The sequence below is a fragment of the Sinorhizobium sp. BJ1 genome, from assembly GCF_002531555.1.
Classification (GTDB): domain Bacteria; phylum Pseudomonadota; class Alphaproteobacteria; order Rhizobiales; family Rhizobiaceae; genus Sinorhizobium; species Sinorhizobium fredii_B.
Genome location: NZ_NWTH01000017.1, coordinates 106,965 through 125,054 on the forward strand (window position 1 = coordinate 106,965; position 18,090 = coordinate 125,054).

General features: G+C 56.4%; 13 protein-coding genes and 1 pseudogene. 11 read left to right on the forward strand and 3 right to left on the reverse strand.

All coding sequences use genetic code 11. The features are described from left to right. The first annotated feature begins 12 nt into the window (after positions 1-12). The 11 genes and pseudogenes from CO676_RS20850 (at position 13) to CO676_RS20900 (ending at position 15,085) form a co-directional block, all read left to right on the forward strand. Positions 13-2,478 carry an ImcF-related family protein gene (locus tag CO676_RS20850; RefSeq protein WP_097522461.1) on the forward strand — a complete coding sequence of 822 codons (2,466 nt, stop codon included), beginning with the start codon at positions 13-15 and terminating at the stop codon, positions 2,476-2,478. A gap of 246 nt (positions 2,479-2,724) precedes the next feature. Further along, positions 2,725-3,251: pseudogene (locus CO676_RS20855) on the forward strand (transglutaminase-like cysteine peptidase); the annotation flags it as partial. Positions 3,252-3,510: 259 nt separating this feature from the next. Beyond that, positions 3,511-4,287 carry an ABC transporter permease gene (locus CO676_RS20860; RefSeq protein ID WP_097522462.1) on the forward strand — a complete coding sequence of 259 codons (777 nt, stop codon included), beginning with the start codon at positions 3,511-3,513 and terminating at the stop codon, positions 4,285-4,287. A gap of 131 nt (positions 4,288-4,418) precedes the next feature. Next, positions 4,419-8,495, forward strand: a complete 4,077-nt coding sequence (locus CO676_RS20865; protein WP_245424379.1) for a lipopolysaccharide-processing protein — start codon at positions 4,419-4,421, stop codon at positions 8,493-8,495. A 407-nt stretch (positions 8,496-8,902) separates the two neighbouring features. Further along, complete coding sequence (pseB, locus tag CO676_RS20870; RefSeq protein WP_097522464.1) at positions 8,903-9,901, forward strand: UDP-N-acetylglucosamine 4,6-dehydratase (inverting); 999 nt, start codon at positions 8,903-8,905, stop codon at positions 9,899-9,901. A gap of 3 nt (positions 9,902-9,904) precedes the next feature. Further along, on the forward strand, positions 9,905-11,065 hold the full coding sequence (pseC, locus tag CO676_RS20875) for a UDP-4-amino-4,6-dideoxy-N-acetyl-beta-L-altrosamine transaminase (protein ID WP_097522465.1): 1,161 nt from the start codon (positions 9,905-9,907) through the stop codon (positions 11,063-11,065). Next, positions 11,062-11,766: a pseudaminic acid cytidylyltransferase gene (gene pseF, locus CO676_RS20880; protein WP_097522466.1), complete on the forward strand. Its 705-nt coding sequence runs from the start codon at positions 11,062-11,064 to the stop codon at positions 11,764-11,766. The genes pseC and pseF overlap by 4 nt, the downstream gene beginning before the upstream one ends. Beyond that, positions 11,750-12,889, forward strand: a complete 1,140-nt coding sequence (gene pseG, locus CO676_RS20885; RefSeq protein WP_280952040.1) for a UDP-2,4-diacetamido-2,4,6-trideoxy-beta-L-altropyranose hydrolase — start codon at positions 11,750-11,752, stop codon at positions 12,887-12,889. Before pseF ends, pseG begins: the two co-directional genes overlap by 17 nt. Before the next feature lie 14 nt (positions 12,890-12,903). Next, complete coding sequence (gene pseH, locus CO676_RS20890) at positions 12,904-13,461, forward strand: UDP-4-amino-4,6-dideoxy-N-acetyl-beta-L-altrosamine N-acetyltransferase (protein ID WP_097522468.1); 558 nt, start codon at positions 12,904-12,906, stop codon at positions 13,459-13,461. A gap of 1 nt (position 13,462) precedes the next feature. Next, positions 13,463-14,515 carry a pseudaminic acid synthase gene (gene pseI, locus CO676_RS20895; RefSeq protein ID WP_097522469.1) on the forward strand — a complete coding sequence of 351 codons (1,053 nt, stop codon included), beginning with the start codon at positions 13,463-13,465 and terminating at the stop codon, positions 14,513-14,515. Positions 14,516-14,746: 231 nt separating this feature from the next. Then, on the forward strand, positions 14,747-15,085 hold the full coding sequence (locus tag CO676_RS20900) for a hypothetical protein (protein ID WP_097522470.1): 339 nt from the start codon (positions 14,747-14,749) through the stop codon (positions 15,083-15,085). A 250-nt stretch (positions 15,086-15,335) separates the two neighbouring features. Here the strand turns inward: CO676_RS20900 and CO676_RS20905 are convergent, their stop codons facing one another. Genes CO676_RS20905 through CO676_RS20915 form a run of 3 tightly spaced genes read right to left on the reverse strand, consistent with a single transcriptional unit; the run spans position 15,336 to position 18,088 of the window. Further along, entirely contained in the window at positions 15,336-16,661 is a 1,326-nt protein-coding gene (locus tag CO676_RS20905) for an RkpR, polysaccharide export protein (RefSeq protein WP_097522471.1), read from the reverse strand. Further along, on the reverse strand, positions 16,662-17,321 hold the full coding sequence (locus CO676_RS20910; RefSeq protein ID WP_097522472.1) for an ABC transporter ATP-binding protein: 660 nt from the start codon (positions 17,319-17,321) through the stop codon (positions 16,662-16,664). Continuing rightward, entirely contained in the window at positions 17,318-18,088 is a 771-nt protein-coding gene (locus CO676_RS20915; protein ID WP_097522473.1) for an ABC transporter permease, read from the reverse strand. The genes CO676_RS20910 and CO676_RS20915 overlap by 4 nt, the downstream gene beginning before the upstream one ends. Between the last annotated feature and the right edge of the window lie 2 nt (positions 18,089-18,090).

Genomic DNA, 18,090 nt, shown 5'->3' on the forward strand with positions numbered 1-18,090 from the left:
GGTCACGATGGAATGCGAGCAGACGTTCTTCCTGCACTGGCGCAGCCACTGCTTGCCCTGGCAAAGCGGGCCGAAAGTGAGAATAGACCGGATCCAAATGAGTTGGCTGCGACTGCCCGCACGCTCGTGGCTGCATTCGAGACCGAAGCGCGCCGCATGAACATTCCGTCGGACTGGCTCCTCGATGCACGCAATGCGCTTATCGCATTGCTCGATGCGCGTGCGCACAATAACCCGGCGCTGCCAACACGGCGATGGGAGCGGGCGCTGGCGGCCGCGCTGCCAATTAGCTTGAGCATTGATCCGAAACGCCTCGCCGACCGGGCGGCCGAGGCAGCCAGAAGCGGGCCGGCGCGGCGTGATCTTGCCCGTTTTCTTGGGCACTGCAACGAGGCAGTTCAAGCTGCCCATTCGGTCGGTGAGAAGCATAAAACCCGAGCAGATCGCGGCCTGGTTTTCGTCGCGGTCGCATTCTTCTTCGCGGTCCTTGTGGCCTGGGTAGCGTGGGCCGAATGGCGTTTTCGCGAGCAGCTTCTGGCGCAATTGCCCGAAGTGAGACGAGTTATCGAAGCTGGCAACACTCAAACTCCGGCCGCGCGCGCGGCTCAGCTCGATTCCTTCGCCGCCGCAGTGCGCCTCGTAGAGCAGGATGCTGCTCGCTCGCCGCTCGGCCTCATTCATTATGTTGAGAGCGTCGACCCGGGTGCGGCTGCGCGTCGCCGCTATAGCGACGTGGCGGATGCGCTTATTGCAGAGCCTCTCGCCGAGGCCCTTGGTGTTGCCCTCGCAACGGAGGGGGAGCCGAGCGCGCTCTACGATTCACTGCGTGCCTGGTCGATACTGAAGGGCACATCTGGCTGGCAGCCCCATTTTCTGGCGGGCTGGGTCGCCGACCGGGCTGGTACCTTTCCCGACCTGGCGCATCTTGCCCAGCATGTTGCCGCTATGTCCAAGGCCCCGGTGGGCATTCCATCTCCGGATCCCGAAACGATTTCCCAAGCACGGCAGTTCGCTTCTGAGGGATTGGCGAGTGAGCGCGCCTTGCTCGAATTGACCCGGGCTGAGGAAACGTCAGCACTCCCTTCGTGGTCTCTTGGCAAGGCGGTCCCTGGCCTCGACGCGATTTTGATCAACAGGTCGGGTTTGCCGATCGAACGTGGCGTACCGGGCTTATTTACGGAGGCTGGATGGAACCATGCTCGGTCTGGCGGCGTGGAGCAGGCGATCCGGCGGGCAAGCTCGGAGGCCGCTACACTCCTGGCAGCTGACGGCACGGCAACCACCGACGCGGTATTGGATCTTCTTCAAAAGCGCACACTCGAGGCATGGTCGCAATACCTCGGTGATCTTCGCGTCCGGCCGTTTCCCGATCAACCTACCGCCGTAGTAATCAGCGGTGCGCTGAGCGCGAGCAACTCGCCGCTTTCGGCGCTAATTCGAGAGGCCTGGCGCCAGTCCGGCGGCACCGATCGCAACCGAAGCCATGCCAACCAGCTTCGCGTCGCAGCGGCGTTGGGTCCGGCTATACAGTTCGTGGAGCAAGGGCGGATGTCGGACATCTCCCATCTCTTTGTGTCGTTGAACGTAGCCCTCTCCGTTCTCGATGCAGATGCGGAGCTCGGAAAGAAATCCCTCATGGACGCTCGGGAGCGCGCCAACTCAATTGTAGCATTGCAGCAAGCCCCCCTTCTTGTCGTGCAGATCGTCGAGGACGTGATTGCACAGACGGCTGTACCGAAAGTGTCCGAAGCTGCTGCGGATCCTGTCCCACCTGAAGCTCCTGCGGATCCTGTCGCACCAGCGAGACCTCAGACACCATGGGGTTCTAAGATCGCGACCGCCTGTCAAGCCGCCGTGAGCGGTCGTTACCCCTTCTTTGATGGGCCTGATGCTGATATCGCCGAAGTGGCTCGAATCTTCGCCCCTGACGGCACAGTCGGGAGCTATTTTCGTGCGCAGCTGGCGCAATTGATGGACACGTCGACAACGCCGTGGCGCTGGAAGCCGGAAGCGCGACTTTCTGGCTACAAACCCGAAAGCGCAGCCTTTTTCCAAAAGGCCCTTGCCGTGGGCGACGCCTTCTTTCAACAGGGAGCGTCGCCCGACGTTCCGATCGCGCTTGAGGCGCTCGCTCAAAGAGGAGCAGCAACGATCTCGGTCGGCGGTGCTCATGTCCCGGTCGTCACGTCCGGAGAAACTGTCACCTTGAACTGGCCAGGACCGTCACCGGCGCGCGGTTTTGAAATATCCTTCGGTGGTGGCGCTGTTGTAGAGAAGAAGAGCACGCCCGGACCATGGGGACTTTTGCGGTTCCTGGACGGGGCACGCTTGCGGCCACGTGACGGTGGTCGGCGCTTCCTGATCGATGTGCGTGCGAAGGGCGCGCGCGTCTATCTTCAGATGTCATTCGCAAGATCCGCAAATCCGGTCGCAGCGCGTGCACTGCTACGAGGCCTGATTTGCCCGTCCTCGCTTTGAAGGAAGCACTGTTATTGTATCCGAAGGGTATCGAACCAAGCCGCTGACCGGCCTTTGCTCCCGTACGCGCTAAATTTAGCGAAGCGCCGTCGGCCGGACATCTATCCTAATTTCAGACCTATTTTCTTGCGAACTGGAGGCGCGGTTTTTGTACGGGCGCCGGCGTAGATTTCTTGCCCAATCCTGCAGCCCCGGCCAGCTTCGAGCGTTGTTGGGCGTAACTTCTCCGCCATTGGAGAGAGATTCATGAAATGGTTCTTTACGCAGGCCGCTTTTATAACGTTGACATTCGTCTCCGAAGCCGCTGATGCCGGTACGGTCATGAAATTGGCCGGAACTGCTTTCGCGCCGCCCGCTTTTTACTCGTTCTGTTCACGTGAGCCGTGGGTGTGCGGGACCGGGGGAGCAACAGAAACGGTTGTTCTGCGGCTTCAGAAAGCAATGAACTCAAACAGGTCAATGCCGCCGTCAATGCCCGGGTCAAGGAGCGTAGCGACCGTGCGAATGTTGGCAAGGACGACGACTGGCGGGTACCAGCCAGATACGGAGACTGCGAGGACTTCGCCATTGCGAAAAAGCGCGAGCTTCTGAAGCGCAGCTGGCCGGCTTCCGCATTGCTATTGACCGTCGCCCGCTTTCGCGGCGGCGGGCACACGGTCCTCACTGTACGGACCAGCGAAGGAGACCTGGTGCTCGACAATCGAACCAATTCGGTCAGAGACTGGTGGAGAACCCCCTACCAGTATTTAGCACGCCAGTCGCAATCGAACGGGAGGAGCAGGTTCAAGGGGTGGCACTGTTCAGGGCTCCCGAGCCCAACACCACGGCAAGTGGAAAACGTCAGGCGCCGAGCGCGAGCAAATAGGAAGGTGCGTCGATACGCAGTGCGCCAATCGGCAAAAGCATTATAGGCCCATCCGTCAGGCCGCGCGGCTCGTCAAAAATTTGCCAGCAAGAGCGGATTGTGGAATATCCGCGGCGACAAACTCGCCGCCGCAACCCCGCAGCATTACAATCCACACGAGGCCCTACGTGAAACTCATCGAACAGCATCTCCGAGTGACGGCGGCGCTCATCGTGCGGGAAATGTCGACGCGTTACGGCTCGAAGCCTGGCGGCTATCTCTGGGCGATTTTCGACCCGGTCGCCCATGTGACGATGATGACGCTGATCTTCCAGGTCTTCGCCCGCATGCCGGCGCTCGGATTGAGCTTCCCGCTGTTCTTCGCCAGCGGCTATCTGCCCTTCATCTTCTACCACCGCATGTCCTCTTTCATGGCCGGCACGATGAAGGCGAACAAGGCGCTGCTCTCCTATCCGGTCGTATCGCCCTTCGACGCGATCGTCTCGCGCTTCATCCTGCAGCTGATGACGGACGCCTTAGTGTCGGTGCTCGTTCTCTTCCTGATCATCGAACTCGGCGGCGTCAGCCAGCCGATGGATCTCGCCGGCATGGTCGAGGCCGCCGGTGCCGCTGCGGTCCTTGGGTTGGGAATAGGCACGGTCAACATCGTGATGTTCGCCCGCTTTTCGCTCTATGATAAGATCTTCGGCATCATCAATCGGCCGCTCTTCCTCATCTCGGGCGTCTTCTTCCTGCCAGAAAATATGCCTGGACCGATCCGCGATTTCATTCTCTACAATCCGCTCGCGCACATCATTATGTGGTTTCGAAGCGCCATGTATCCCGAATATCGAGCCGATGGGCTCGATGAGGGTTACGTCCTCGATATCGCGCTCGCCTGCGTCTTTCTCGGCCTAGCGTTGATAATGGTTTCAGCGCGGGAGATCCGGGAGGACCGCCTTTGAGGGACCCGGTATTGTGGTCCAGTGTTACTCATTTTGTCTTGACTTTTTGAGCGATCTGAGGCGGTACAGAGGCTGCGGTTTAACGAGTATAGGTTGTACAAATTCATATTTGTACCCAAAGTGGTGAAGAAGTGCTGCAACGCAACAAACTCGGACAAGCTATCCAACAGGCATATCGCCGCGTGGGAGCTAAACACGTCAAGTATGTGATGAAAAAGTTGGGCTTGCATGTAGGCAGTGCCGGCAAGCGGACGAAGCCAAAAACGGTCGTTTCGGATATTAAAGTTGCAGGCTTAGAAGCGTTTGACGTAGTTGGCGATGCCTGGCTCGAAGAAGGGGCTGACAAACCTATCGCGGTATTGTTTGGCTTCTCCCCCTGGAAGCGGGAAGTGGCGGCGAAGTTTCTGTCGGATTACCGGGTCGCCTTCGCGCGCAAGAATACCCCATGGCGCGTTCAGCACGCCGGGTTCAAGAAGCATCCGCCCAGCCTTATCGCTTTCTGGGGAATGCAGAAAAAGAAGGGCGCGATCACCTACGCCGAGCGCCATTCCATTCCGATCTGGAGGATAGAAGACGGGTTCCTTCGCTCGGTCGGGCTGGGAGCGGCGCATATCGATCCGCTTTCCTGCGCGATCGACAAGACTGGGATTTATTTCGACAGATCCCGTCCGTCCGACCTCGAGCGCCTAATCGAGGGCTTTGACGCCGCGACGCAAGGGGACCTCCTGAAGCGCGCGGACAAGTGCAGGAGCTTGATCCTCCAATATGGCCTGACGAAGTACAATGTCACCCGGAACGTCAAGCTGAAGGAGCTGCATCCGTCCCGAAGGCGCAGGGTATTGGTCATTGGTCAGGTGGAGTCCGATGCATCGATCAAATATGGGGCCAAAGTAAAGTATTCGAACAATGATTTGGTCCGTATCGCGCATTCGGAAAATAAGGATGCGGAGATTATCTACAAACCCCACCCCGATGTCCTCGGGGGGCACAGGGATGCAATCTCCGATCCCAGGGAAGTTGCCGATATCGCTACGATCATCTCTGGCGACTATGATTTTCAAGAACTGTTGAACGCTGTCGATCATGTCTACACGCTCACCTCCCTGATGGGCTTTGAGAGCGCACTGCGAGGCAAGAAGGTCAGCGTTTTCGGGGAGCCGTTCTATGCCGGATGGGGGCTTACCGACGACCGGCATAAGAGCGAGCGGCGCACGGCGAAGCGGACGCTGGAGGAAGTGTTCGCAGCCGCCTACATCCTTTATCCAACCTATTGCGTGGGAAGTCGCGGAGCGGCTGCTGAGCTCGAGCATGCAATCCTCGCGTTGGTGCTAGAGAAGTACGGCACACCTCGTGCACTTGCCGAGCAGATAGCTAGTCATTTCGAGCATCATGCGATCGACGCCGATCTGTGTACCCGGCTCGTCGATGCGCTCCAGAAGAACGCCTACCTCCAGAGCGAGACCACCTTCTTCTCCGAGGGCCAAAGTGGTTTGCTGGACCTGCTGGCCGGACCGGGCGTTGATAGCGCGAAAGTCGTGGATTACCTCGTACAACGTGCTCTTGATGGCGGCGACAACCGCGGCGTCTTCTGGACACTTAGAAGCATCGCTCAATCGGGGGAACCTTCGGAAGCGATCGAGCGGTTGAAGGATATCGCTCCGCAGAATTTCGCAATGGAAGACGCCGCTGACCTGACGTCATGCCTCATGCTCATCGGCAAGTTCGATGATGCTGAGCAGGTACTGAACCGAAAAGCGGAGTTAATGCCGGAAACGGCCTCTAGCAGTGATTTCCTGCTTCTTCTGGAAGCCTACGAACCGGTTCGCTCTGAGCAAGGTAAATTCGGCCGCAAGCCGGTCGACGGCAAACCCTTGTGGCATTTCTTTGATGTCAATCTTCATTGGTTGCGGCACGACCCGCAGTTTTTCGCCGTATTGTTGAAGATTTTTGACCACCTCTCACATCATCGAATGCTTGATGAGATGCGCCAGCTCTCATACGACCTCCTCGGTAGCCTCGATGCTGATGATGTCGTTGAGCTCGCGAAGTTGTCTCAGATTATTGTTGCATCGCTTTTCAAAGCTTCAAAACGGCCCGAGCTGATTGTTCAGCCCAAGCGGCAACTCGCTATCGAAATCTATAGGACCGCCGAGGCTAAGGTCACGTCATTCTATCAAAGTCGTAGTGCAAGTATTCCGAAGACTGTCGGGATGCAGCTCCTCCAAATGGCTATAACTGTTGATGATAAACGAGGTATAAGTGCCTATAAGAGGTCGATCCTTGATGATGCTGTGGCTGTTGCTAAGGAAGAAATGTCGCACTACAAGAAGACGGTGAGCGAATATTTCAACATGTTAGTCAGGGCTCGCAATTATAAGGGCGCGAGAAGCTTTCTGGCCAAGCAAAAGGGCAAGATTCCGGAAGAGTTCTTTCTGCATCTTCTTTCAAACTGCTACACGTATGAACGTCGATACTCGTCTGCTGCTACCGTTGCCTGTTTTCTTCTGAAGAAATACAAAAAGAACAGTTACCGGCGCAAGATCGCTACCATTTATGCGAACAGTGGGGAGTTGGATAAGGCTTCAGCCTGGCTGAACCACGCCTCAGCAGTGGCAGTTGCGGCGGGGGGTGGTCCTGCCAAGAGAGAGTTGGCGGCAATCCGGGAAGAGCTTGCTCGTGTGGATTTTCTGTCTCAAGCATCGAAAATTTTGGATGCGGTAGCTCAGCCTAAATTGCCGAGAGGAGTGGTATTTCTTGGGTCATTCGGGTGCCTGAACACGATATCAATGGTGGTTCCCGTTCTTCTGGAACTCAAGCGCCAGGGGTACGCCGTAGTTCAGCTGGACGAAGGGATGCTCAGGAATGAGCCTACCGGCATCGCATGGATCGATAAGCACGCCGGAATGGTCGAGAGAGTTATTCATACGGATCGCGATTTGTTCGGAAGCCTAGCCAACGAGTGGACAATCAATTGGGCTGGGCGTGAAGTCGTGGCGTATGGGATCAACTTCTATCAATCGATCTTCGAAATAATGACGCAAAAATTTCGCGCGTTCAATTTCGACATAAATGATCCATTGATCTTCCGGTGGTTCCGTTACTACTTGATACGATGCGACAAAGCCCTGACAGCCTGCAAATCTATCGAGAGAGAAGTAATGAAGCGCGGAATGCCGGTACGGTTCATAAATGCCGGATCGCATTCCGCTCCGTTCTCCGTGTACCGGGCTTTCGCCCTCGAGAATGCGTCGAAGTATGACGTTGGCTTCATTCATATGGGGCCAGCTTACGAGAACTACTACAGCAATTTGAAGAGCAAGGTTGCGACAACCGTCAGCCTTGATAACCTGACGAAGCATCCTCTATACCGGCTGCCCTTCCTGGCGCGGCCCGATCGCTTCGAGGAATGGTTGAAGCAGGACGGGCTATATGAGCGGTACAAGGAAGACATCGATCGAGTCCTCAACCATAACCGCGTTGGTCGGCTCGAAGGCAACACATCTCACACTCAATACGAGGAGACGTTGATCCGGGCAAAGCAGGCAGGCCGCAAGGTCATCGGCGTCTACGGCAAGATCCTTTGCGACATGGCTGTTCCGTTCGACGGCGGCCCGGGGCACGAGAACATCGCTGATTGGCTGCGTCACACGGTGGCAACTGCCCGATCGACGTCAAATCTGATTGTCCTGAAGCCGCACCCTCACGAGCTGAGACCTGAAATCGCTCGCGACTTGAATGAATACTGGCTGGATCTCATCGGGGACATGGACATTCCCGAAAATGTTTTGATCCTTCCGCACACCGGTTTTAACAACCAGGACCTTATAAAGTATCTCGATCTTGCCGTCCTCTGGAACGGGACGTCCTCGCTTGAACTGTGTGCCCAGGGCGTTCCCGTGGCCATGGCCAGCCACTTCGGGAAGCACGATTACCCGATCGAGTTGATTTATCCGGAGTCACGGAGGGACTACGAAAGAATCATTTGCGCTGATGAATGGGAGCAGCCTGACCGGCAAAAGATGGAGCGCGCAGCGCTCCTGCTGAAGTACATGGGGACGGAAGACGTCTGCGTGCCTTTCAAGTATTCGCATCGTCCCGTTACAAACGACCCCGTAGGCGTGCCGTTCTGGCACATGGATGAGGTCGAAAAGTTCCTGAGGGATGGGGACCCGCATATCAGCCGACTGGCTGGTAAGTTCTTCACTTAAGATCTGCCGGGAGAGTTTTATCTGCAGAAAATCCCGTGCGGTGACCCTCGTCTCCGGGGCGGCATCGCATCTTTTTTGACCGGTTTGCTTGTCACAGGTGGACACTCTTAGTAACTAGGGCCCCGAGATTCCCGTCGGGGTTCATTGAACGTCGCGGGATACATGAAAATATCCAAGCCAGTGGCCTAGCCGAATGAAGCCCAGCCCACAGATCACAGAACTCAGTTTGATCGTCAGAGCCGCTGATTCTGGTCAGAGGTGCCCGACGGTGAACTTGAGTGGCTTTCCGGCAGGTTCACTATTGCCGTACTAATACGTGAGAAGCTGGTAGGTGCTTGCGAGATGTAATTCTTGTGTCATCAGAGTCACCTAATAAATTCTTGCGTGAGAACATCAAAGGAGAAATTATGCTTTCTGGAAGCACGATACTTGTTACTGGGGGAACGGGATCGTTTGGAAATGCGTTTGTTCCCATGACGCTCGCCCAGTATAACCCTGCAAAGATTATCATATACTCTCGAGACGAGATGAAGCAGTGGGAAATGGCGAAGAAATACGGAGGCGATCCACGCGTCCGCTTCTTCATTGGTGATGTTCGCGACCGCGAGCGGTTGTATCGGGCTCTGGACGGAGTGGACTATGTTGTTCATGCGGCTGCGACCAAGATCGTGCCGACTGCTGAATATAATCCGTTTGAGTGCGTGAAGACGAACATCAATGGCGCGATGAACCTGATCGATGCCTGCATCGACAAGAACGTGAAACGGGTCGTTGCTTTGTCCACTGACAAGGCGAGCAGCCCAATCAATCTCTATGGCGCGACGAAGCTGGCGTCAGATAAGCTGTTTGTTGCCGGAAACTCCTATGCCGGCGGACATAATACCCGGTTCGCCGTCGTCCGATACGGCAATGTTATGGGATCTCGCGGATCGGTAATTCCTTTCTTCCTGTCGATCAAAGATAAGGGCGTCTTGCCGATCACAGACGAGCGAATGACACGCTTCATGATCTCGCTCGAGCAGGGTGTTGAGCTAGTGTGGCATGCCTTTGACGACATGGAGGGAGGGGAGATATACGTCAAAAAGATCCCCTCGATGAAGGTTACGGATCTCGCTCGCACGATCTCCCCCGAAGCGAAGCTCGAACTCGTCGGGATCAGGCCCGGCGAAAAGCTTCACGAGCAAATGATTGGTGAAGAGGATGCCTTCCATACCTACGAGTATGAAGAGCATTTCAAGATACTTCCCGCCATCCACAACTGGACATCATCGGAAGCGCGCATCAAGGATGGTAAGAAGGTTCCTCCCGGTTTCAGCTATACGAGCGATAACAATTCCGCATGGATGACTTCGGAAGAGTTGCAAGCTTGGATTGCCGCAAATGCCGAAAAGATTGGGAGCGTCTAAGAGATGATCCCCTACGGCCGCCAGGACATTACGCAGGCAGATATCGATGCAGTTGCAGAAGTGCTCCGCTCCGATTTTCTCACGCAAGGGCCAATGGTGCCTCGCTTCGAGGAGGCTCTTGTAGAGTGCACTGGCGCTAAATTTGCCTTGGCGGCAAACAGTGCAACGTCGGCGCTTCATATCGCCTGTCTTGCGATGGGATTAGGCGCCGGCGACTGGTTGTGGACAACGCCTCTTACCTTTGTCGCGTCTGCCAACTGCGCGCTTTATTGCGGAGCGAGGGTAGACTTCGTGGACGTGGATCCGCGGACCTATAATCTCTCTCCGGCGGAACTTGAACGCAAGTTAATGAGGGCGGCCCGGGAAGGCGCGCTTCCGAAGATCGTCGTTCTCGTGCACCTCACCGGTCAACCTTGCGCTATGGCGGAGTTCCATGAACTCGCAAAGCGATACGGATTCAGGATCATCGAGGATGCTTCCCACGCTATTGGCGGCAGGTATCGTGGTGAACCGATCGGCAACTGCCGTTACAGCGATGTCACTGTTTTCAGCTTCCATCCGGTGAAGATCGTCACGACTGCGGAAGGAGGCGCGGCCCTGACGAACAACAAAGAGCTTGCCGACAGAATGGCGCTGTTTCGCAGTCACGGGATTACGCGGGATCCTGCGGTCATGACTCACGAACCGGACGGGCCTTGGTACTACCAGCAGGTGGACCTCGGATACAACTACCGCATGACCGATTTGCAAGCGGCTCTGGGTTTGAGCCAGATGGCCCGCCTCAACGAATATGTCGCACGGCGGCATGTCTTGGCGAATCGGTATGATAAACTCCTTGCGCATCTCCCGGTCTTGACGCCGTGGCAGCACCCTGACGGCTATTCTGGCCAGCACCTGTACGTGATCCGCCTTGGACTGAACAAGATATCAAAATCCCGCCGTGCGGTTTTCGAGGGACTGCGCGCGCGCGGTATTGGAGTGAACCTGCATTATATTCCGGTTCACACGCAGCCTTACTATTCGCGAATGGGGTTCCGCGAGGGCGACTTTCCTGAAGCCGAGCGCTATTATCGGGAGGCGATCACGTTGCCGATATACCCGACCATGACCGAAACGCAGCAGGATGAGGTTGTAGCAGCTCTGACGGCGGAACTGGCGACATGAAATTGGCTGTCATTCCGGCCCGAGGTGGAAGCAAACGGATACCTCGCAAGAACATCAAACAGTTCGCCGGAAAGCCGATGATCACGTGGTCGATCGATGCGGCAATCGAGAGCGGTTGCTTTGACCGCGTCATCGTGTCCACGGATGATCAGGAAATAGCCGAGATTGCACGGCAATCAGGGGCTGAAGTTCCATTCCTCCGGCCCGCTGAATTGTCTGACGACTACGCGACGACCAGTGATGTGATCCGCCACGCGATTAACTGGTTGGCCGAAAGTGATGTGTCACCGGAACGAGTCTGTTGCATTTATGCAACTGCGCCCTTTCTGCGGGCGAGCGATTTAGCTCGCGGATTTGATCTGCTCGAGGAACGCGGAGCGGATTTTGCCTTCTCGGCGACGAGTTACGCTTTTCCGATACAACGCGCCATCAGGCTGACGTCCGAGGGACGAGTCGAAATGCTCATGCCCGAACAGTTCAGCACTCGTTCGCAGGATCTTGATGAGGTTTATCATGATGCCGGCCAGTTTTATTGGGGGCGATCGGAAGCCTGGCTGTCGGGTAAACCTGTATTCTCATCCTTCGCAACCGCTCTGATTCTGCCTCGTTATCTCGTGCAGGATATTGATATGCCTGACGACTGGTTGCGGGCAGAACTCATGTTTAAGGCCTTGCATGAATCCGATGCCGCCCTCTCATAGACCGCCCTCTAACAGATACAACGTGGTCTTTCGCGCAGATGCCTCCATTGACATCGGCACCGGCCACATTATGCGTTGCCTTACCCTCGCAGATATGCTGACCGAGGCGGGTTTCGAATGCCGTTTTATTTGCCGTGCTCATACAGGCAATCTGTCTGGTCTCATTCGGCAGAGAGGCTTTGCAGTGTCGGAACTTCAACCGGAGCCGGAGGGAGACACAGGGAACGAGCGAGATCTCCCGCATTCCCATTGGCTCCGAGTCGACTGGCAGAAGGATGCACGGCAGACTATCGCGGCAATCGGTGACGCTCCTGTGGATTGGCTAATAGTCGATCACTACGCACTCGATATCAGGTGGGAGCGGTTTCTACGTTCGTCCACCAGATATCTCATGGTGCTCGACGATTTGGCAGATCGTGAGCATGATTGTGATCTCCTGCTTGATCAGAGCCTGGGCAGAGCTTCGAACGACTATCGACCGCTAGTACCGACCCATTGCCAGATACTGGTTGGGGCACGATTCGCACTCCTCCGACCTCAGTTCGCGCTAAAGCGGTCCTATAGTCTTGCTCGGCGTCGGCAAGGCGTCCCGCGCCGGCTGCTGGTTACTCTTGGAGGCGTGGACAGGGAGAATGTTACCGAGCGGGTGCTGTGCGCCCTCGAACAATGTGCACTTCCGAACGCCACTGAGATTACTGTTGTCATGGGACAGCACGCGCCATGGGCCGATGCCGTGCGTGAGAGAGCCGCCCAACTGCCATGGAAGACCACCGTGATGTCGAATGTTAATGATATGGCAGGTTTGATGTCTGACGCCGATCTCGCCATTGGCGCGGCGGGGAGCACATCCTGGGAACGGTGTGCTCTCGGTGTGCCAACTATTCTGATGGTCCTCGCCGAGAATCAACGCGAAGTTGCGCAAAAACTAGCTATTGAAGGTGCGGCGAAGGTCGTGGAACTCGGAACCGACTTCGATTCGAGACTTGGTCGCATCGTTGAAAGCCTTATCTGGAACAAAATGGCGCTTGATGGGATGTCGGAGCGAGCAGCAGCCATCTGCGACGGCGAGGGAGGCCTAGAGGTGGCGCGACAGATTGCGTATCGTCTTGGTAGTCGTGTCTAGTGCGAGGTTCAGGAATGATGAACAGTGCTTATGGTCGCCTTCGTCCGGCCACTGATGATGATCTTACTATAATGAGAACGTGGCGCAATACTCCTTCGGTGCGCGAGAAAATGTACACATGGCATGAGATTTCGGAGGATGAGCACCATCAGTGGTGGGAAAGAACCAAGTCGACGAATGTCCACCGATACTTTATCTACGAATTTCGAAACACACCGGTGGGAGTCGTATCGTTTAACAACATAGATGAGAGAAACCAGAACGCGAGTTGGGCCTTTTATGCATCACCCGATGCTGAGCGGGGTACCGGCTCACGAATGGAAATCCTGGCGTTGGACTACGCCTTCTTTGACTTAAGGTTACACAAGCTTTCTTGCGAAGTTCTGGAGTTCAATACAAGTGTCATCAAGCTACACAAGAAATTCGGATTCGTTGAGGAAGGGATTCTGCGCCAGCAGTATCAGCGCGACGGGAAATTTTACGACATACATCGACTTGGCGTCCTAGCAACTGAGTGGGTGGATAAGCGTAATGACATGCTTGCTAGCATTCCCGTATCTAGAGGAGAGTAAATTGAGCAGAAATCTCACCATTGCGGGAAGGCAGATTGGGCCAGGTTTTCCTCCGTACGTCATTGCCGAAATGTCCGCCAACCATAATGGTCGGATCGAGACCGCGTTGTCGCTAATTGATCGAGCGAAAGAAGCCGGGGCAGACGCCGTAAAGCTCCAGACTTACCGGCCGGACACGATAACTTTGGACAGTGATGCGGCAGACTTTCGCATCGAGGGGGGACTTTGGGGCGGAAAGACACTCTACCAGCTCTATAGCGAAGCCTATATGCCCTGGGAATGGCATGCGCCGCTTTTCGACCATGCCCGCAGGAGTGGTATTACCATATTCAGCTCCCCGTTCGATGCGACCGCTATCGACTTACTGGAGGATCTAAATGCTCCAGCGTACAAGATCGCTTCGTTCGAGGCGGTTGATCTTCCGCTGATCCGCTATGCTGCGGGCACGGGTAAGCCGATGATCATTTCCACTGGCATGGCGGACTATGAGGAAATCGCGGAAGCGATCGAGGCTGCGCGCGAGGGAGGGTGTAAAGAGCTTGCCATTCTTCACTGCGTGAGCGGCTATCCGGCGCCAGCCAGCGACTACAATTTGCGCACAATACCTGACATGATGGACCGCTTCGGTTTAGCGACGGGCCTTTCGGATCACACGCTGGACAATACAACGGCCATCGCAAGTGTCGCGCTCGGCGGCACATTAATCGAAAAGCACTTTACCCTCGACAGGAGCGGTGGCGGTCCCGACGATAGCTTCTCTCTTGAGCCAAACGAGTTTGCAGCGCTTTGTCGTGACGCGAAGACTGCTTGGGAAGCTCTTGGCAATGTCGATTACGGGCACAAGTCGAGTGAAACGGGTAACGTGAAATTCCGGCGATCGCTTTACTTTGTAAAGGCTCTCAAGGTCGGTGATATCATAACGGCGGATGCAGTGAGAAGCGTAAGACCTGGTTTTGGACTGGCACCCAAATACCTCGATCAAATTCTAGGCAAGGCACTACGAAAAGACGTGCAAATCAATACACCAGTGACAAAGGACTCGGTTACACTGTAGGTCTTGTGACACGGGGACTGCGGCGATCCATCAGCTCGTACAGAAAGACAATCACAGGACGGTCCAGCGCCCCGAAGGTCGCGATGGGATTGAAATCGCTGGTGCGGGCGAAGGATGCCGCCCCTCTCTTGTGGCGGGCGGGGGATGTTGGGGTTGCGACATTGGACGTGGGTATTGTTGGCCGAAGCGCCGTGAGGTAGATCGGTCTGGTACCGACACCGGAGACATGCAGTGAAGGCGCAGGCAAGCGTGAAGCAGACGACCGAGAGGTGGCAAGATGAGGCTGCGGATCGGCAGGATATTGAAGCACTCCTAGGTTTGGATGTTCTTTCCGGTTCCGAGCGCTTGGCACTCCTCTCGCTCATGCGTCGGGGAATTCCGCACTTCAGCAAATGGTCTGATGATGTCCAAGGGCTGTTTAGGAAGAGCGTCGTGTTTCCTATTGACGACAACCACGAGGTCTACGCCGTCCGTGCAAACATTTGGGCGGCAAGGGAACAATACATGACTGCACACAAGGACAAGAAGACGCCTAGCGATATGTGTATCGAAGCGGCCTGTAAGCGCTAAGCCTCCCTTGCTCTTCGGTTCCTAATCCAAGGAGATGCATTCGTCCAATCGCACGGCGTTCGCAGGCGCTTTTTTCAAAGATCTCCCTAGACGGAGCTCAGTAACGGGCCGACGAATCAAGCGTGAATTTAGTCTAAGTCTAGAAGCGAACAGCACTGCTATTTGAAGAAAATGACGGCCGGTTCCATTCCATTGCAAAGGCCGTCAGGGCCGAAAGCCTAATCCCAATATCGGTAATTCCTTGGAGCGCTTAGGCCCGATCGCGGATATTGTAATAGCTCATCACCCCGATCCCCCAGGCAAAGAGCAGGCCGAGGACGACGAGGAGCGAATTCAGCAATCGGGCGGGGTATTGCGCCAGTTCGGAAAGTGTTGGCTCAATGAAAAGCGCCAGATAACGCTGGCGATTGTTCGCTTCAATGCGTGCTCTTTCAAGAGAGCCTAGGGCGGCCGTGTAGGCGCGTTCGGCAAATTCGCGTTCGGTTTCCAGTTCCTCGAACTCTGCGATGCGGCCGGCAACATCCGGTGCGTTCGGGTCTTCCGCGCCGCTTTTCTCGCCGGTGCCGAGACGCTGGCGCTCGATGGCGAGTTGCTGTTCCAGACTTTCGATGCGGTTCCTTATCACGCGGATGCGCGGCGTGTCCTCGCTCATCTGAATTTTCGCCGCGGCGAGGTCGGCATTGAGCTTCGTCAGTTCATTTTCTAGGCTGCCGATCAGTTGGACGGCAAGTTTCGCCCCTTCTTCGGGGCTGATTTCCTGCGATTTGTCGCGGTAGCCGCGCAGCCCCGCGCGTGCCTTTGAGAGCCGCGCTTCACCCGCCAGTACTTCGTCCTGCGCGGCGCGCAGCACGTCGTTGCGCGCTGAAAGCGAAAGGCTGTTCACCAAATTGTCGCTCCGCTCGACGATGAAGTGGGCGATCTCTCGCGCTTTTTTCGGGTCGAAGGCCTTGACGTTTACTTGCATGATGCCTGAGGCGTGGTCGAAATTGACGTTCACCATGTTCTGCCAATAGGCGAGCTTGTCCTCGATCGGCAGGCCTGAGCCAATGCCGTAGAAGTAATCGAGCCCACGCGTGGCGTAGACATCCTCAAGTTTGAACTTGCGATCGGCATCCGCAGCCATCCGCTCGCTGAGGATGTAATCCATGAGGATATAGCTATCCGAGACCGTGCTGCTTCCGGAAGCCTGAGTGAACATGCCGAGAATATCGGTCGCCCCACCGCCCTCGATGCTGCGCACGGCGAAGGAGGTCGTGCTGTGATACTGGTCGGCGGCGATAAAGGCCATATACAGCGAAACCAGCGTCGCCGGCACGGCGACCAAACCTAGGAAGGACGCGCCGATGATGGCGTGGCGCCAGCGGAGTTTCTTCAGCCACGATTTCTTGCCAACCTTTTTGGTGGGATCCAGCTTGTTACGCCCTGGGAGCGGAATGACCGGCGCACTCTCCTTGCCGAGCAGCCCCTCCAGCACGGTGATGCCTTTGCCTTTGGCGGCTGGCGTGGGGGCGGCTGGTTTATCGGCGGCCTGCGCGGGATCCGGCTTGTTTGCTGCCGCGTCTTTGCTTGCCGCCATTTAGTTCCCTTTCATGTTCTTGTCGTGCGCGCGGAGCGCGTCCTCGACATCGTCATAATAAGTCAGTTTGCCTTTTTCCAGTACGACGCCGCAATCGCAATAGGTGCGTATCGTAGAGGTGCTATGCGAGACCATAATCAAATCGGCATCCTGGAGCTTGGTCTCGAAGACAACCTGGCACTTTTTCTTAAAGTTTGCGTCACCAACCGCGGTGACTTCGTCGACGAGATAATAGTCGAAATTGACGCCCATGCTCAAGCCGAAGGCAAGCCGCGCCTTCATGCCGGAGGAATAGGTGCCGACCGGCGCCTTGAAGAAGAGGCCGAGCTCGGCAAAGTCCTCGACATAGGCGATCAGTTCCTCCGTATCTACGCCGTAGATGCGTGCGACGAAACGGACATTCTGCTCGCCGGTCATCGAACCCTGGAAGCTGCCGGAAAAACCGAGCGGCCAGGAGATCTTGCCGCGGCGGATGATTCGCCCCTTGTCGAGCCTGATCGCGCCGGCGATCAGCCGGAGCAGCGTCGACTTGCCGGCGCCGTTGCGGCCGAGCAGCCCGACGCTCTTACCCCGGTTGAGGGTGAGCGAGGCGTCCTCAATAATGGGCTTCTTGATGCCCTTGGTGCGGGCATATTTCGTCGCCTGCTCGAACCGGATCATTCGTTTCTCAGCGTTTTTCTGGAAAGGGTGAACACCAGCATCCCGGCAAACAATGTCAGAAATGCGATTCCATAGAGATAGGTCATGTCGAGCCCGATCGCTCGGTATTCGGGGTAGAAGCCCTTTCGAAATCCCATGATGACATGGACGAGCGGATTGATGAGGACGAGATCACGGTAGGGCGCGGGAATGGAATCCGGCAGGAAGAACACGCCGGAGATCAGGAAGAGCGGCCGGTTGACGATGCTGAAGACCTGCTCATACAGCGGATATTTGAGAAACAGCACGGCATTGATCATCGCCACACCGAGTCCGAACAGGCAGGCCATGGCGATTGCCTCGAGGATTGCCGGCCAGTGCAGATTCGTGTCAACGCGCATGGTCGCGACGATCGTGCCGAGTACGATGAACGCCACAAGCGTCGTCGTGCAGACCTGAAGGACGAACCGCGCGACGATCGCATCGATGGGCGCGACGTTCGGGTAGCTGAGCAGCGCCTTGTTGGCGCGGACCGCGCTGTTCAGATAGCTGGTCATCGCCTGGTAGAATTGAAAGGCGATATAGCCGGTGGCGAAGAACAGCACGAAACTGGTGCCGAGCGCCGGCGCGCGGGCGATCGCCCGGAAGATGAAGGTCATCAGCAGGATATGGGCGGCCGGATCGAGCAGCGCCCAGACATAGCCCCCCGGCTTCGAGCCGAAGCGCGTCGCCATCTCCCGCACGAGAAGCGCGCCGACGACGCGGACATGGGTAGAGAGATAGCTCAAGG

Bases quoted from the DNA above. Each gene is read 5' to 3' on its own strand.
- CO676_RS20850 (WP_097522461.1), top strand. From the start codon at position 13: ATGCGAGCAGACGTTCTTCCTGCACTGGCGCAGCCACTGCTTGCCCTG.
- pseC (WP_097522465.1), top strand. From the start codon at position 9,905: ATGATCCCCTACGGCCGCCAGGACATTACGCAGGCAGATATCGATGCA.
- pseB (WP_097522464.1), top strand. From the start codon at position 8,903: ATGCTTTCTGGAAGCACGATACTTGTTACTGGGGGAACGGGATCGTTT.
- CO676_RS20905 (WP_097522471.1), bottom strand. From the start codon at position 16,661: ATGGCGGCAAGCAAAGACGCGGCAGCAAACAAGCCGGATCCCGCGCAG.
- pseG (WP_280952040.1), top strand. From the start codon at position 11,750: ATGCCGCCCTCTCATAGACCGCCCTCTAACAGATACAACGTGGTCTTT.
- pseH (WP_097522468.1), top strand. From the start codon at position 12,904: ATGATGAACAGTGCTTATGGTCGCCTTCGTCCGGCCACTGATGATGAT.
- pseF (WP_097522466.1), top strand. From the start codon at position 11,062: ATGAAATTGGCTGTCATTCCGGCCCGAGGTGGAAGCAAACGGATACCT.
- CO676_RS20910 (WP_097522472.1), bottom strand. From the start codon at position 17,321: ATGATCCGGTTCGAGCAGGCGACGAAATATGCCCGCACCAAGGGCATC.